The organism is Pseudoxanthomonas sp. Root630 (assembly GCF_001427585.1).
Taxonomy (GTDB): domain Bacteria; phylum Pseudomonadota; class Gammaproteobacteria; order Xanthomonadales; family Xanthomonadaceae; genus Pseudoxanthomonas_A.
The window spans coordinates 179,900-194,521 of the sequence record NZ_LMGY01000020.1 but is presented as its reverse complement, the minus strand read 5'-3'; the positions used below and the strand labels follow the sequence as shown (position 1 = coordinate 194,521).

At 60.6% G+C, this 14,622-nt stretch carries 13 protein-coding genes; 6 read left to right on the top strand and 7 right to left on the bottom strand.

Annotation, left to right across the window (positions count from 1 at the left end; genetic code table 11):
* Positions 1-78 precede the first annotated feature (78 nt).
* Positions 79-354, bottom strand: a complete 276-nt coding sequence (locus ASD72_RS19495; RefSeq protein ID WP_056881632.1) for a recombinase family protein — start codon at positions 352-354, stop codon at positions 79-81.
* A gap of 152 nt (positions 355-506) precedes the next feature.
* On the opposite strand from ASD72_RS19495, the gene ASD72_RS19490 reads away from it, so the two are divergent.
* On the top strand, positions 507-1,478 hold the full coding sequence (locus tag ASD72_RS19490) for a DUF1837 domain-containing protein (protein ID WP_081420480.1): 972 nt from the start codon (positions 507-509) through the stop codon (positions 1,476-1,478).
* 121 nt (positions 1,479-1,599) lie between these two features.
* The gene (locus ASD72_RS19485) at positions 1,600-4,116 is read left to right on the top strand and encodes a DEAD/DEAH box helicase (protein WP_081420479.1); all 2,517 of its coding nucleotides are present in this window, start codon (positions 1,600-1,602) and stop codon (positions 4,114-4,116) included.
* A 67-nt stretch (positions 4,117-4,183) separates the two neighbouring features.
* Here the strand turns inward: ASD72_RS19485 and ASD72_RS19480 are convergent, their stop codons facing one another.
* The 3 genes from ASD72_RS19480 to ASD72_RS21150 all read right to left on the bottom strand — a co-directional run bounded on the left by ASD72_RS19480 (position 4,184) and on the right by ASD72_RS21150 (position 6,306).
* Entirely contained in the window at positions 4,184-4,600 is a 417-nt protein-coding gene (locus tag ASD72_RS19480) for a hypothetical protein (RefSeq protein WP_056881629.1), read from the bottom strand.
* An 8-nt stretch (positions 4,601-4,608) separates the two neighbouring features.
* Positions 4,609-5,550: an AAA family ATPase gene (locus tag ASD72_RS19475; protein WP_056881628.1), complete on the bottom strand. Its 942-nt coding sequence runs from the start codon at positions 5,548-5,550 to the stop codon at positions 4,609-4,611.
* Positions 5,551-5,865: 315 nt separating this feature from the next.
* Positions 5,866-6,306: a hypothetical protein gene (locus ASD72_RS21150; RefSeq protein WP_155944761.1), complete on the bottom strand. Its 441-nt coding sequence runs from the start codon at positions 6,304-6,306 to the stop codon at positions 5,866-5,868.
* Positions 6,307-6,367: 61 nt separating this feature from the next.
* Between ASD72_RS21150 and ASD72_RS21720 the strand changes: the two genes are divergently transcribed.
* On the top strand, positions 6,368-6,616 hold the full coding sequence (locus ASD72_RS21720) for a helix-turn-helix transcriptional regulator (RefSeq protein ID WP_081420478.1): 249 nt from the start codon (positions 6,368-6,370) through the stop codon (positions 6,614-6,616).
* A gap of 100 nt (positions 6,617-6,716) precedes the next feature.
* Complete coding sequence (locus ASD72_RS19470) at positions 6,717-7,526, top strand: abortive infection family protein (RefSeq protein WP_056881627.1); 810 nt, start codon at positions 6,717-6,719, stop codon at positions 7,524-7,526.
* A 359-nt stretch (positions 7,527-7,885) separates the two neighbouring features.
* Here ASD72_RS19470 and ASD72_RS19465 read toward each other — a convergent pair whose 3' ends face one another.
* Entirely contained in the window at positions 7,886-9,850 is a 1,965-nt protein-coding gene (locus ASD72_RS19465) for a winged helix-turn-helix domain-containing protein (protein WP_056881626.1), read from the bottom strand.
* A gap of 176 nt (positions 9,851-10,026) precedes the next feature.
* Here ASD72_RS19465 and ASD72_RS19460 point away from each other — a divergent pair, with 176 nt between their 5' ends.
* Complete coding sequence (locus tag ASD72_RS19460; RefSeq protein WP_056881625.1) at positions 10,027-10,890, top strand: DUF2306 domain-containing protein; 864 nt, start codon at positions 10,027-10,029, stop codon at positions 10,888-10,890.
* A 31-nt stretch (positions 10,891-10,921) separates the two neighbouring features.
* Here the strand turns inward: ASD72_RS19460 and ASD72_RS19455 are convergent, their stop codons facing one another.
* Both ASD72_RS19455 and ASD72_RS19450 read right to left on the bottom strand, forming a co-directional pair.
* On the bottom strand, positions 10,922-11,812 hold the full coding sequence (locus ASD72_RS19455) for a hypothetical protein (protein ID WP_056881624.1): 891 nt from the start codon (positions 11,810-11,812) through the stop codon (positions 10,922-10,924).
* A 77-nt stretch (positions 11,813-11,889) separates the two neighbouring features.
* Positions 11,890-12,756 (bottom strand): energy transducer TonB, encoded by an 867-nt coding sequence (locus tag ASD72_RS19450; protein ID WP_056881623.1) that lies wholly within the window; start codon positions 12,754-12,756, stop codon positions 11,890-11,892.
* Between the two features lie 72 nt (positions 12,757-12,828).
* On the opposite strand from ASD72_RS19450, the gene ASD72_RS19445 reads away from it, so the two are divergent.
* The gene (locus tag ASD72_RS19445; RefSeq protein WP_056881622.1) at positions 12,829-14,622 is read left to right on the top strand and encodes a monovalent cation:proton antiporter-2 (CPA2) family protein; all 1,794 of its coding nucleotides are present in this window, start codon (positions 12,829-12,831) and stop codon (positions 14,620-14,622) included.

The window sequence follows — 14,622 nt, the reverse complement described above, 5'->3', positions numbered from 1 at the left end:
CTGGCTGTCGGTGAAGCGGGACTTCTTCATGGAACCTCCTCGGGAAAGCGTACGAGAAAATTCCACTTCTGGCGTCAGCTAATGGGCGGGGGGATTACCCACCAAGATCACCCGCACTTCGGGCGTGTCCGCCAGATAGGACAACAGCGCGCGAAACCCCGGCCGGACATCGATGGGGTCCGCTCCCGACACTGCGGCGTCGTAATACGCGGGCTCCCGAATGACATAGCCGGCCCGCTTCGCATATCCCTCAATGGCGGCGGTCTGCCGGAGATGGGAGTCCTTCCCTTCGCCTACATTGGAGGCCGAACTTGTACGCAGATAGGCAACGGCCGGGACGAGAGACTTCTTCATAGACGCCCCCCTCCATGAGGGAACGGAAGGGGATCTAGGGCCCCTGAGGGACCAGTGTACTTATTTCTGAAGAAATCAGTACATCGACCAAATCTTGATGGCCTATCACGGTGCGTTAACATCCCTGAAAACGAGGACGAGGATGTCTAGGGATGGCCCAAAGTGCTGATGGATCGCTGAAGGCGTTACTAGACCCCATCAGGGGAATAGATAACGTTTTGCGAGAGGCTTCGTCCGGAACACCCGGGACAAGGATGCTGTTCGTCAGATTCAGGGAGGACGAGCCCCAGCTTAGAGAGTTCATCGACGTACTTTCCGATCAGCTGGTCAACTACGTCATTCCTCTTGCGAAGCGTAAGGCAGCCAATGCTGCTGGGGCCCAGTCATCGACTGGCGCTGACACCGCGCTACATACTCGACTTCAAAGAGAGGCCACTAATCTTCTGATCCGCTATCAGGAGGAGAACAAGGCTCGATATGGGGAAGTCGGAGAACTAATCTCTTATGCGGTAGCGGTAAGGTTTCTGGACGCACCGCAAATCGGCTCTAAGATGGCTCTTAAGACATCTTCACAGATGCCCGTGCATGGTGTTGACGGCCTTCATATTCGCCTTGAAGACGACGGGACCGCGACCCTGTTTCTGCTGGAGTCGAAGCTCTCACCAAGCTCTTCAGACGCGACGCGAGAATTCTGCGACTCGGCTTCGAAGTATCAGAAAGACGCTTCAGCGCGTAAGAATGAGCTGCGGATAATCACTGACCTATCCAACTTGGATTCGCTTCCGGAGCCGCTGAGGAGTGAGATCAAGGATTACTTTGACCCCTATGCCGAATCTGGCGCCAGTCTCAAACGCAGAGAACGTCACGTGGGAAGTTTGACCTTCTCCGAGTCAAGCTATGCGCAGAGAATTCCTGTAGAACAAGGTCAGAGTATTTCGGCACATGAGGACCATTTTTCCTCACTTTACGCTGAGAAGAGTGAGCAGATATCCAAGCTTTTGGCGAAGCAGGCGCTGGCGAAGGGACTGGATCTCGCGAAGTGCGAAGTGTTCCTTATTGCAGTTCCTGACATCAACGGATTGAAGACGGCATTCGCAGAGGCAAACAGTGGCCATATTCGCTAACGAACTAAGCGCCCAAATACTGGCTCGCCCAGAATTCGCGAGAGATCTCTCTGCGTTGAGATCACAGGGAATCATTGCAACGCTACCTCCAAGCGAAAGCAGGGATGGCGACCGCATTCACTTGCTCGCTGAGGATGCTCTAGGGCGACTGGTTTCCTCCGCAAGCATATTTGCGCAGAGTGAAAGTGATATCGCCAAAGACACGGCGCAGCAAATTGCGGTCTTCTGCACTATTTCCAGTACCAGCGCGCCAATCATCGATGGCGCGACGACGGTGCTTGCACAGCTAGGGAACTTTCCCGGGCTAGGCGAGATCACTCGTCATGGCGCGAACACTAGCTCTTTCCAGAGCGCACTCAGGAACGCGCTACTTGCCGAGATGAACACCATTCCCATCGGTGGAGTGCGCCGGGCCCTTACTAATTTTCAGTTCGAGGTTTGGCACTCCTTATCCAGAAAACACTCTGTAGCCATCTCTGCCCCCACCTCTGCCGGAAAATCCTTCGTCGTTCTCGAACATCTTCGTATGAGCGCCATGAGTGCCGCGAAGTTTACTGCTATCTACGTGGCGCCCACCCGCGCACTTCTATCGGAGATTCAAGAAACACTCGAGCGGCAGCTGGAAGCAATTAGCGACAGCATTCGAGTCACGACCATTCCGGTTTCTGATCCGTTAAATCGACAGCGACAGGTTTATGTACTGACGCAGGAACGACTTCAGCTGCTGTTGTCCACGATGAGCCTTACGAATGAGGTCGACTTGATCATCGTGGACGAGGCACAGGCCATTGGTGACGATGGTCGTGGCATGATCCTTCAAGACGCGATAGAAAAGCTTAGACGAGCAAATCCCAGCGCGCGGGCACTTTTCTTGGCGCCCGGAGTAGAAGGATTCGAAGACTTAGGCGCTGCTGTCGGAATTGAAGACCTGAGTATTCGCGAAACAGGCCTATCTCCGGTTGTTCAGAACAGAATTATCGTCAACTTTGACTATGCCGACGAAAAACGGCTCGAGCTAGAGCTGATCGCTGCGGATGGAAGTAACGAGAGGATTGGCTTCTTCAATTCGAGCCGAGGATTTGGTGTTTCCGAAGACAAGCGACTGGCAGCTGTCGCGCTCGAGCTTGGCCAAACTGGAAGATCCTTGGTCTACGCTACCGGAGCCGCTCGTGCGGAGACATTAGCCCGGCAGATTTCCAATAATTCGAGCGACAGGCAGACGGATGATGCTCACGCTCAAGCACGCGAAAAGCTGGCTAAGTTCATCGAGAAGGATGTTCACAAGTCCTATTCTCTAGCCAAGTTTGTTAGAAACGGGGTTGCGTTCCACTATGGGAACATGCCGAGCCTTCTCAGGGAGGGCATAGAAGGCGCGTTCCGCGAAGGCCATCTGGATTTCTTGTGCTGCACCACTACTCTCTTTCAGGGCGTGAATCTCCCCGCTCGCAATGTGTTCATAGACACACCAACGCGCGGCAACAAGGGCGAGCAGTTGGATGAAGCGTCATTGTGGAACTTTGCCGGCCGTGCTGGGCGGCTTGGTCGCGATGTCGTCGGAAATGTGTTTCTTGTGGACTATCACAAGTGGGACACACACCCGCTTTCTACTCGAAAGCGTTTCGCCATCAAGATCGCATTTCAAGAGGCCGTAAATCAGGATCTCGAGGCGATCATTGATACGCTGCAGAGCACCGCAGATTTGCGAGTCCCAATCGAGAAGCACAGCGCTCGGACTGCCTCTGCCTCTGGTCTTATCTTGTACAGAGCCTCCCAAGGAGACTTGGCGAAGTTGCTTAGCCGTCCGGGCCTCGATTTAGACCCTAGTCAACGCGAGAGAATCGAGAAGATAGCGAAACACGCACTGGAGGCGCTCGGCCTCCCCACGAGTGTTCTAGCCGCAAACTGGGTTGTAGATCCTCTTTCGCTTGCCAGACTGCTGAATCGGCTTCGCACAAAGATTGCGAAGGGTGATTTCAAGAACTTGATTCCCGTCAATCCTGCATTCGACGGCTACGAGGTTTACAACGCAATCATACGTAGGATGTTCAAGCACCTCGGACGGATGGAGCTTTCCGGCCCGAATGCTGAAGGCGCCCGGCGATACGCAAATCATGTAACCGCGACCGCGCTCAAGTGGATGAGGGGGCTACCTCTTAGCCAGCTTGTCGGCGAATCGGTTAGATACGCTCGCAACAAGTCTGGGGAAGCTCGAAAGAAGCCCGAGGAACAAGTGGTTGATAGCGCCATCCGATCCATGTTTGAGCTGATAGAGAAGGTAATAAGGTTCACCCTCGTCCAGTGGGCCAAGGCTTACGTTGACTTGCTCAGGCTTGCGCTTGAGGAGGCGGGCCACACCGCTCGCGCAAGTGAGATCTATGATTTCTCTCTTGCTCTTGAACTCGGTGTCGCCACCGATACTGGAAGAGCCTTGGTTGAGCTTGGCCTATCACGAATCAGTGCTGCTGCTGTGGCGAGCATCATCTTGGATTCGAAATTGAGTACCTCCGAAGTAAAGGCGTGGATTCAGAGCCACACTCTTGAGCTAGAGTCCAGTCTTTCAGGGCTCGTGCTTGGAGAACTCGTCACCAAGGGGCTACTGATTCCAACAACCATTCCCGAAGCCCCAGCGGTTCGCTGAGGCTCTCAGCTTCAGCGCGTGAACTAATTGGCCCTTTAACGACGCGACACCTTCCTCGCTAAGCTCGCTAGCTTCCTTCGTTAGAACCTTCAGGCAATTCCGCTTTAGTACTCCGAATGATTGAGTGCATCTTCGAAGCCTCAAGGTGTCTAACTATCACGTTAATGAGAGCGCTTTTGCTTTGGCGCTTTGAAGTTGGCAGCTTTAGGCGCGCAGCCAGCTCACTAAGGTTCGCGGCCGTGAACAAGTCCTCGTCACTGACCAGATAGGCCTCAACTTCGGCCGCATTCATTTCGCTGAGCTTGAGCTCGAGCCCATCCGGAAGTGGCCGGTTCAGGCGCGCGGCTGCTCTCTTCTCGCCTCCCTGCTCAAGAAGATCGCCTTGAAGCCCAGATGCTAGTTTCGGATCAAGATCGACGTTGGGCATCCTGCGCAAAAGGTGCGCAAGCATTTCAAGATTGTCGGCAAGGTCATGTGTCTTCATATGAGCTCCTAGACGATACGAGCACAGAACTCATCTACAACTTTCCCCATGTAGTTCGCCTGCTTCTCAGCGTTCTGCTGAGCTCTTGGTAGATCGTTGTAGGCAAAAATGGGGAGATTCGCTTGTGCGGCAGCAGACATACCATCGCCATCGGTGACGTAGTTTTTGAACAGTGCGGCCGCCCCAAGCTGCGCGGCCGTTGATGTCATGATTTGGCTGTGACCCTGCTTGGGTCCGCCGCCATACTCATCCACCATGTTGAAGATGATGCCTCCGAACTTCGTATCTCCGTAAGCTCCGGGAAGGCCGGCATACAGCCACATGGAGCGGTAGTCTTGATTGAATTGATCCATGTAGGTGTTGATCAATGAGATGCCGACTGTGGAAAGGAAGTCGGGAATTGCTGGCACCACATAGTAGTCACTAGCAAAGAATGCGTTTTGCGTAACTAGATTGACATTGGGCGGACAGTCGATCAGGACATAGTCGTATTCGGACGCCACTGAGTCTATAACGTTCTTAATGACCGACAGCTTCTCGATCTCAAAACGAGTCTCTTCACGATGATCTTTTCCGGAGCGCTTCTCGCGCGCGAGCTTCATGTCAAGAAGCGTCAACTCCTGATGAGAAAGAACAATCCCTACCTTGGTGAATACTTTTCCTGCTCGAGCCCGGACCTGCTTTTCGAGAATCACGTCCTTTGGATTGAGTGCGGCTCTGTCGAAATAAGCATCGAAAATTGACTTGAGAGTCGGACCGCCATTGGTATAGGTGTGAGCCACGTAAGATGACAGGCCTACCGCAAGGAATGACAGATTGCATTGAGCATCGAGATCAATCAGTAGAACTCGCTTCGAGTGCGTGTTTGCTAGGCCTGCGGCGATATTCAGTGTTAGGGAAGTTTTTCCAACTCCGCCCTTCCAATTAATCATGCTGACAACAATTGGCATACACTCCTCCTGAGTGGTACAGCGCGATTACTCGACCCTGTGCTTGGCTTTCCCCAGCACGCCGTGCCCCGACTCTCTGCACAACATGCGCTTGGGGTTAGTCGTGACGCTATAGAGAGTACGGAGTCGGGCTGCGGTCTACAACAGGGCGTCTTGATGTCATCTCGCCTCTCTCGTGCCCCCCCTGCTTGATGTGATCACATCGTTGAACCGAACTCCGCCGTAATTGCAATTGGCTGCAATCGTGATGGCATCCTGTCCCCTATGGTCAGCCCTTGTGCTCAAAGCGCACGGCCCGACCGAAAAGCTTGACGGCTACTCATCAATGGCGAGGCTCTCTAGCTCCCATCCACTTTGCGTCTTCTTTATCACGCCACGAAATCTTGTTCGTAAAGTGGCGCCGAAGGAGTTCTGGGAGTCGACGTACGACTCGACTAGGTAGCGGCTATCGCCGAGGGCAGTTACATCCCGATGTCCTCCAAATGGAAACTCGGCAGTAGAGGGGGACTTCAACCGTTGTCTGACAAACTCCTTCATGTAAGTCCATGCCCCGAGCGTATTGCTGCTAGCCGACATTTCGTCTACCCGATCACTTTGAGGTTTTTCCTCGGGCCCTCGGCAGGCTGCATAGCCAACTAGCAATACGAGACCCAAAATCCCAGCAGCTATCCACTCTCCACTACCGTACCCGAGCACTTTTCCGTTTGTGTTTTCTTCCCCCATGACGCTGCTCCCTTGCTCCAGTTGCTGGCGCATGCCAGATTGCAGACTATAGTCCGTCGAACTATAGTCATACCAGCCCTACTGTCGGTAGCCAATGGCGACCGACAGCAAAACCGTGCAAGGAGCGTTTGGCGAAGTTCTTCGCCAAGTTCGTACTAGCAGAGATGTATCCCAGCAAGACTTGGCTTTAGAGGCCGAGCTAGACCGCACCTACATCTCTCTACTTGAACGCGGCCAGCGCCAGCCAACGCTTACGACGATCATCGTACTTGCGCGGGCTCTAGATGTAGACGCGGCTGATCTAGTCAAGCAAACCACTTCGCTGCTTTCGCAGAGCAACTAGCTTCGAAACCATGTGCGTCTTTTGCAATTAGCTGCAAGCAGCTCGGCGCGCAGCTCTGGTCCGTAAAGAGTGGCTGAAGAAAAGTGAGGGAGCCGCCCACATGCGTCAACTTCTCATCTCGGAAGTAGTGATTACCGCGATCTCCAGACTTGTGGACGATGGTCAGTCGGAAATCAAAAGAGAGCCAACGCACTCCGCCATTGAGTTTCAGATCGCCAAAGCCGAGCTGTCGGCGGGCGACCCCACGAAGGCCGGACAGGTTGTTGGGAAGGCGAAACGCGTACGAGGTGTCCTGAGCTGGGGGATGGAGAACGCCCCCGAGAAAGCTGGTCAGTTTGCCGAGTCTCTCTTGGCCGTCGTGAAAGGCTCTGGAGGGTTTAGGGAGACCTCCCCGAACTATGTGGGGCGAGACGCCATTGCTGATGCGATAGAAGCTTTTCGGAGTGAGGGGTACGAGCTCACAACGACTGGCGAGCTCCGCCCCCTTCTCTTGGACTCCCTGTCGGGAAGGCCGTTGACGGAAGCACTCAATGCCTACGTCAGGCGTGCACGAGCGGGCTCCCTAGATGCCGCCCTTGTTACTGGAACTAGCAAGGACTTGCTTGAGGCAACCGCGAAGCATGTGCTGGTAACCCGATTCGGGGCCGAACCCACTGTCACGAACTTTCCTACGCTCTTAGCCCAAGCCTTCATGGCCTTGGGGCTGTGTTTCGACAAGTCGGCGGCGAAGGGACCTCAGGAGCGAGTAGATGCGGCGATGTATGAGCTCGCGTGTGGCATCAATGCACTTCGTAATGCACAAGGCACAGGGCATGGCCGGCCTTTCCCCGCATCTGTCGACAATGAAGAGGCGCGTGTCGCTATTGAGAGCATGGGCGTGATCGCGGATCGCTTGCTATCGAAGCTGTAGATGTAGTTTCGCGGCGCGGGGCCCTTGAGATCAGACCCGACAAAACCCGACAGAACCCGACACTTGGAGTCGCCTCGCGGAGGAACCCCACCTCCCCGAAAGCACGCGAAATCTGCTTGACTGGGGGTGGAAACAGGGAGACCCTTGCACCCTAACCTTGACCACTACCGAATCAAGGTAAGTATGAGAAACCCAATAAATCTAGGGGTTTTGGCTGCATCCGATGGACGAGATCGCCGCGATGGAATTCCTGCTGGACAAGATGAAGAACACCAAGTCCAACGACGAGTTCTTCAGCTCGATGAAGCGCTGATCCTCTCGCTTCGACACGAAACGCCCCGCATCGCGGGGCGTTTTCGTCAGTGGCACCGGAAATCGTCCGCGCCCACCGGCGCGCAGTCATCGCCCCAGCGCCCGGTCTGGCGCCAGTAGTCGACGACACCGGCCTGCACGAGCAGCACCTTGAAGTCCGCATGCGCGCGCATGCCGGAATACGGCGCGTTCCAGAAAGCGACGTACGGGTACTGCGCCATGCGCCCCTCGTCGAAACCCGGCTGCATTTCCAGCTCCTTGCGCAGCGCGCGGATTGCCAGCCCGGTGTCGCCCAGCGCATCGGCGACGCTGGTCTGTACGTAGGCCGCATCCTGCCCGCCGGCGTAGGCTTCATCCGCCAGTGCCTTGCCGACAAGGGCGAGCATCGCGCCGCGGTCGTCCAGTACCGTGCCGAGATCGCGGAAGAACGGCGTATCGAATCCCTCCTGCTGCTGCAATCGCCGGTGCAGATCGCGCAGTTCGGGCAGGCCGCCGCCCCGCTTGCCGGCCAGTTGCCGGAAGAACGCCACGGAGTCGGTTTCGCGTTGGCTCCCTTCCATCTGCAGCCCCCGCCGGTACTCGGCTTCCGCGTCCGCGTAGCGACGTGCGGCGGTGTAGTCGTACTGGAGGTCGCGCGACAGGAACAGCGCCCTCGGCTCGATCGCGCGCACCCGTTCGACCAGGGCGATCGTGTCATCCAGGTGGCCCATCGCATACAGCATGTAGGCGTAGTCCCAGGCACGCTCCCTGGTCAGCGGCCCGGTATCGGCGACCTGCTTCGCGAGCGCGATGGCATCGGCCCGCTTGCCCTCGCGCCACAAGGCATTGGCGCGATCGCGCCTGACCACCCAACTGTCCGGTGCAGAACGCGCGATGTGCCCGCGCACCCGGGAGGCCTCGGCCCGCAGCCGCTCCGCCTGCGGGCCCCCGAGTTCCCGGGCCATCGCTTCCAGCGAAACGGCCAGCGCATCCCAGCACAGCACGCACTGCGCATCCCGCGAAACCATCTCGCGCGCCAACTGCAGGCGTTGCCGGTCGTGCTCGACATCGAACTGCTCGCGCATGCCGATGCTGCGCCAACGCAGGAAGCGCTCGTAGGCATCGACCTGGGTCGTACCGCCCTGTTCGCGGTTGAACCTGGCCACGTCCAGTTTCACCCGCAGCGCAAGCGCCACGTCGCGCGCGATGTCGTCCTGCACGGCGAACACGTCGCGCAACTCGCGCGCATAGGTCTTCGACCACAGGTAGGACCCGTCTTCGGCATGGACCAGCCGCGCGGTGACACGCAGATCGCTTCCCTCGCGGCGCACGCTGCCCTCGAGCAGGTGGGCCGCGCCCAACGCACGGCCGATCGCGCGCACGTCGTCGCGTCCACCTTCGAACGACCGGCTGGAGGTGCGGCCCACCACGCGCAGTGCAGGCGACTGCGCCAGCTGATTGCGGATTTCTTCGGCCAGGCCGTCGGCCAGATAGGCCTGGTCGCGCGCCCGCGAAAGGTCGACGAAAGGCAGCACCGCCAATGAAGGCCGGGCCTGGGGCACGGTTGCTTCACCCGATGTGCGGCGAACGGGATCGCGCATCATCCAGACGACGACGCTCACGATCAGCACCGCCAGCGTCACGAACGCTACAGGCCAGGCCTGGCGCCAACGATGCACGGCCCTCGACGCTGGTGGCACCACGGCATCTCCTGCGGCCGGCGCATCGAAGCGATAACCGATGCCGTACACGGTGTGCAGCAGGCGCGGGCGCTGCGCGTCCTCGCCCAGCGCCTGGCGCAAGAGACTCATGATCCGGTTGATCACGCTCTGGGTGACGTGCCGGTGGCCCCAGACCGCGTCGAGGATCTCTTCCCGCGCGAACACCCGGCCTGGCGACCCCGCCAGCAAGGCCAGCACGGCGAACGCCTTGGGTTCGAGCGTCTGCTCGCGTCCTGCCCGCAACAGACGCCGGCCGACGAAGTCGATGACCACGTCGTCGAAAGCCAGGCGGCTGGGATCCGGCTGCGGCATGCGCTCCCTCGCGGGGCGGGCCCGCCGGCCAAGTATAGGTGCGCCTGCCTAGCGCCACGGTGCTCGCCCCGACGCGCACCTCACGACTTCCTGAGCTTCGCCTAACGACTTTGCGGAGGCCCGGAACGGACGCTGGCGCCCATGAGCGATCCGCCGATGGATCGGGAGGAAGCCCCATGGATATGCGACACGCACGCGCAGCGCCGACGCGGACGGACACGATCGAACAACGGCTGCTGCACCGGATCGGCCACGCCACCCAGGTCGTCGCTCTGGTCGGGCTGCTGGCCTTCGGGGCCTACATCGTGCTCCGGGCCGTCGGCGCCACCCCGAAGAACTTCGACCAGTGGCGCGCACTGATGGAAGGCCAGGCGATGCCCACCGCCGCGGACTGGATCGCCAATCTCGGCATCGGTCTGCATTTCGCGATGGGCACGGTACTGGTGCTGGCCTGGCCGATCCTGCTGTCGTCGCGCATCCGCAGCCGGCACCGCGCCGTGCACCGCTGGACCGGGCGCGTCTACGTCACCGCTGGCGTGCTGGCCGGCGCCGGCGGCATGTCGTTCATCCTCACCCATGGTGCCTACACCCCCGCGGCGTCGGTCGCCTTCGCGGTCTGGGGTGCGGTGATGATGCTGAGCGCGATCATGGCCTTCGTGCATGCGCGCGCAAAACGCTTCGACCGGCATCGCGCCTGGGCCATCCGGCTGTTCGCGATGGTGCTGGGCTCATGGGTGTTCGATCTGGAGATCCGTGCCTGGAAGGACCTCACCGGCGGCATCGGCATGGGCGCGGGCGCCACCAGCGGCCCATTCGACTACGCCATCCTCTACCTGTTCTTCGTGCCCAACCTGCTGGTCGCGGAGGGCTTCATCCGCAACCTGCACAAGCGCATCGCATGGCCACGCCTTTTCACGTGGCCGGCCATCACGGCGTTCGCGGTGGCTGGCGGCGTGTTCGCGTACGCGGTGGTGATGGTGACCGCCACGGCCTCGGGGAAGTACGGGAAGCACCTGTTGCAGGCCTTCGGCGGCGAATGATCATGACCCGCCGCATCGGCCCGTACGCAGCCTAGGAACCCTCGCCGCCCAGCGGCGTCAGCAGCCGCAGCCCCTTGCCCATTTCATAGAGTCCGCCCGCCAGCATCGCCTCGGGACTATCGCCGGCACCTGCGCTCTCTTGAACCCACGGTATCTGCTCGCGGGGTCCTGGGATGTAGGCGTTCCACTGCCCGTAGGTGGGCAGGGTGTTGCCCACGATCTCGTAGTCGACCGGAACGCGTACCGACACGAATCCCTGCTCGCGCAGGAGATCGCTGGCCGGCACGGAGAACAACCACTTCATCGCCGCAGTGACCGTAGTGCGCGAAAACGCGCTTCTCATCCGCTTCATCTCATTGGCGTCGCCGATGGTCCTCAGATTGACCTGCTCGACCACGGCCTCCATCACCTTGCCGTCTGGCCCGATCTTCAGCACCACGTACGCGGTACCACGCGCGCCTTTCTCCAGCGCACTCATCGGATAGGACGGCGGCTTCATCTCTACGCGCTTGATGGCGTCGGGCTCCTGCAGACGCTCCTCCGCCGTCATCGCGTCCTTGCCGAAGTAGCCGCTGCGGATGCCGACCCGGAACGCGCCGTCCTCCAGCTTCTTCGCCACGATGAACAGGCTCATGCGCGCCTTGACCTTCCTGGGCTCGCCGTTCACCAGCACGGGCTCGAACTTCCATGCCGGGCCGGAGTTCTCCACCAGCGATGCGACGACCTCCGGCAACTTCTCGCGCTGGTCAACCTCCAGCCCGCTGACGCTGCCATCGCGTTCGATGAGGATCGAACCGGTGACCAGCATGCTGGCTTCAACCTGCTTCCGGATCGTCTGAGGACTCTGCGCATTGGCCATGCCAACGCAGGCCAGCCACATCAGTACACACGCAAGCACGCGACCCATCTTCAAGTGCTCCATCGTCCATCCCCTTGTTCCAGGCGCTTGATCGAATGCCGGGGCGCGCGGCAACGCGCTTTGCCGCACGCGGCGGCGCATCACACCCCATCCAACGGCGTCAGCAGCTTCGGTCCCTGCATGCCGCCCTCCATGTGCACGCCACCATCTGCGAGCACGTCGGGCGAGAAGCCGGGGCGATCTTCCTGCTGCGCCCAGGACACACGCTCACGCGGCCCCGGCACATAGGCCTCCCATTGGCCATAGCGGCGCTTGGCGTCGAAGGTGAAATCGACGGGTACGCGGATCACCCAATGCGGCTGTTCCGCTGCCTCGCCCCGGGTGGGCGGGGTGAAGGCCCACTTCTCCGCCGCGCCGATGGCAGCGCGCGAGAAGCGCTCGCGGTACAGGCGCATCTGCGGCTCGCTCACCACGATGCGCAGGTTCACCTGCTCGGCGACGACCTCGCTGACCGAACCGTCGCGTTCGATCTTCAGCAGGAGATACACCGTGCCCTGGGCGCCACTGCGCGCTGCCACCATGGGATAGCCGGGCGGCTTCAAGCTGACGCTGCTGACGCGCTCCTCGACCGGGATCGCCTCGTAGTCGCCGAAATCGGCGCCGCGCACCGACACCTGCATCATGCCGTCGCCGGTGGACTTGGCCACTAGGCGGGCGCTCATCTTTGTCTGTACTTGCGTCGGCACGCCCCCGATCAGCACGGGCTCGAAGCGCCATGCGCTGGCCACCTTCGTCACGAAGTCGGGAATGCCCTCGGGCAGCCGGTCCTGCTTGTCCAGCGCCACGGCCGCCACGCCGCCATCGGCACGGATCGTGATCATGCCGGTGACCCGCATGCTGGCCTCGACCTGTTTGCGCACACCGCCGGGGCCTTGCGCCCAAGCACCCTGCACGAACGCCACCATCCCCACGAGAACCCACGCCAACCACGTGCCGCGCTGCTTCATACGCCCTCCTCGATCCCTGGAAGTAGGCCTCTCCGGCCCCGTCCGCCGCATACTATCCCCACGAGGTGACGCATGCACGGTAGTGGTCTGGAGTTGGCGCTGGTGTTCCTGCTGGCCGCGGTGATCGCGGTGCCGGTGTTCAAGCGCTTCGGGTTGGGGGCGGTGCTGGCGTACCTGGTGGCCGGCGTGGTGCTGGGGCCGGACGGACTGGCGCTGGTGCGGGATGCCGACCGCATCCTCAATGCGGCCGAAATCGGCGTGGTGATGATGTTGTTCGTCATCGGCCTGGAACTCTCGCCCTCGCGCCTGCGGGTGATGCGCAAGCCGGTGTTCGGTGCCGGCGGCCTGCAGGTATTGCTCAGTGCGCTTCTGCTGGGCGGCATCGCGCTGCTGTTCGAGCATCACTGGAAGACCGCGCTCGTCGTCGGCCTGGGCCTGGCCCTGTCGTCCACGGCGGTCAGCCTGCAGCTGTTGTCCGAGCGCAAGGAACTGACCAGCGAGCACGGGCGCCTGGGCTTTGCGATCCTGCTGTTCCAGGACCTGGTCGCGATCCCGCTGCTGGCGGCCATTCCGCTGCTGGGCGGCGCGAAGAACGAAACGCTCACCTGGACCATGGTGTTCCATGCCGTCGGTGCGATCGCCATCGTGGTCCTCGGCGGCCGACTGGTGTTGCGCCATCTGTTCCGCGTGGTCGCGCGCACGCGCATGCCGGAGGTATTCACCGCCAGTGCGCTGCTGGTGGTGCTCGGCATCGCCTGGTTCATGCAACTGGCCGGGCTGAGCGCGGGCCTGGGTGCGTTCCTCGCCGGCGTGCTGCTGTCCGACTCCGAGTTCCGGCACGAACTGGAATCGCAGATCGATCCATTCAAGGGTTTGCTGCTGGGCCTGTTCTTCATCGCCGTGGGCATGGACATCGACCTGGACGCGGTGGTGAAGCAGCCCGAGCTGATCGCGATCGGCGTGCTGACGCTGCTGGCGGTGAAGTTCAGCGTGCTGTTCGGCATCGGCCGCTGGCCGGGACGCCTGGAACCCAAGGGCGCACTGCTGATGGCGGGCACGCTCTGGCTGGGTGGCGAGTTCGCCTTTGTCGTCTTCAGCGAAGCCTCGCGCGTGCGTCTGATCGATACCGAACTGCGCAACCAGCTCAGTGCCATCGTCGGTGTCTCGATGGCGCTCACGCCGGTGCTGTTGCTGGGCCTGCACCGCCTGCTGGCCGGCGTGAACCGGCCGAAACCCAGCACGCGCACCTTCGACGAGATTCCCGACGAACAGCCGCAGGTGCTGATCGCCGGCATGGGCCGGTTCGGGCAGATCGTGGCGCGCCTGCTGACGGCGCAGAAGATTCCGTTCGTCGCACTCGAGCACAGCCCCGAGACGGTGGACACGCTGCGCCGCTTCGGCAACATCCGCCTGTACTACGGCGACCCGACGCGTCCGGACCTGCTGCGCTCGGCGGGCGCGCAGCACGTGAAAGTCTTCGTGATCGCGATGGACGACCCCGACACCAACATCAAGGCCACGCGCCTGATCCGCCGCATGTTCCCCGAGGCACGCGTGCTCGCGCGCGCGCGCAATCGCCAGCATGCGTGGCGGTTGATGGACCTGAGCGCGGAGGCCTACCGCGAGACGCTGGGCTCGAGCCTGGAAATGGCGGAGCAGGTGCTGGTCGAACTCGGCGTGCCGGCGGACACCGCGGCCGAACATACCCGCCGCTTCCGCCAGCACGACGAGAAGCTGCTGCGCGCGCAATACCTGGTCTACGACGATGACGGCGCGGTGATCCAGACCGCGCGCGATGCGATCAGCGATCTGGAGAAACTGTTCGAGGCCGATGCGACCGGCGAGGACACGCCACCGGCGCGTTGA

Excerpts from the sequence above, each read along its gene's own strand:
- ASD72_RS19495 (WP_056881632.1), bottom strand. The coding sequence starts at position 354 with ATGAAGAAGTCTCTCGTCCCGGCCGTTGCCTATCTGCGTACAAGTTCG.
- ASD72_RS19490 (WP_081420480.1), top strand. The coding sequence starts at position 507 with ATGGCCCAAAGTGCTGATGGATCGCTGAAGGCGTTACTAGACCCCATC.
- ASD72_RS19480 (WP_056881629.1), bottom strand. The coding sequence starts at position 4,600 with ATGAAGACACATGACCTTGCCGACAATCTTGAAATGCTTGCGCACCTT.
- ASD72_RS19475 (WP_056881628.1), bottom strand. The coding sequence starts at position 5,550 with ATGCCAATTGTTGTCAGCATGATTAATTGGAAGGGCGGAGTTGGAAAA.
- ASD72_RS21150 (WP_155944761.1), bottom strand. The coding sequence starts at position 6,306 with ATGCGCCAGCAACTGGAGCAAGGGAGCAGCGTCATGGGGGAAGAAAAC.
- ASD72_RS21720 (WP_081420478.1), top strand. The coding sequence starts at position 6,368 with ATGGCGACCGACAGCAAAACCGTGCAAGGAGCGTTTGGCGAAGTTCTT.
- ASD72_RS19470 (WP_056881627.1), top strand. The coding sequence starts at position 6,717 with ATGCGTCAACTTCTCATCTCGGAAGTAGTGATTACCGCGATCTCCAGA.
- ASD72_RS19465 (WP_056881626.1), bottom strand. The coding sequence starts at position 9,850 with ATGCCGCAGCCGGATCCCAGCCGCCTGGCTTTCGACGACGTGGTCATC.
- ASD72_RS19460 (WP_056881625.1), top strand. The coding sequence starts at position 10,027 with ATGGATATGCGACACGCACGCGCAGCGCCGACGCGGACGGACACGATC.
- ASD72_RS19455 (WP_056881624.1), bottom strand. The coding sequence starts at position 11,812 with ATGGAGCACTTGAAGATGGGTCGCGTGCTTGCGTGTGTACTGATGTGG.
- ASD72_RS19450 (WP_056881623.1), bottom strand. The coding sequence starts at position 12,756 with ATGAAGCAGCGCGGCACGTGGTTGGCGTGGGTTCTCGTGGGGATGGTG.
- ASD72_RS19445 (WP_056881622.1), top strand. The coding sequence starts at position 12,829 with ATGCACGGTAGTGGTCTGGAGTTGGCGCTGGTGTTCCTGCTGGCCGCG.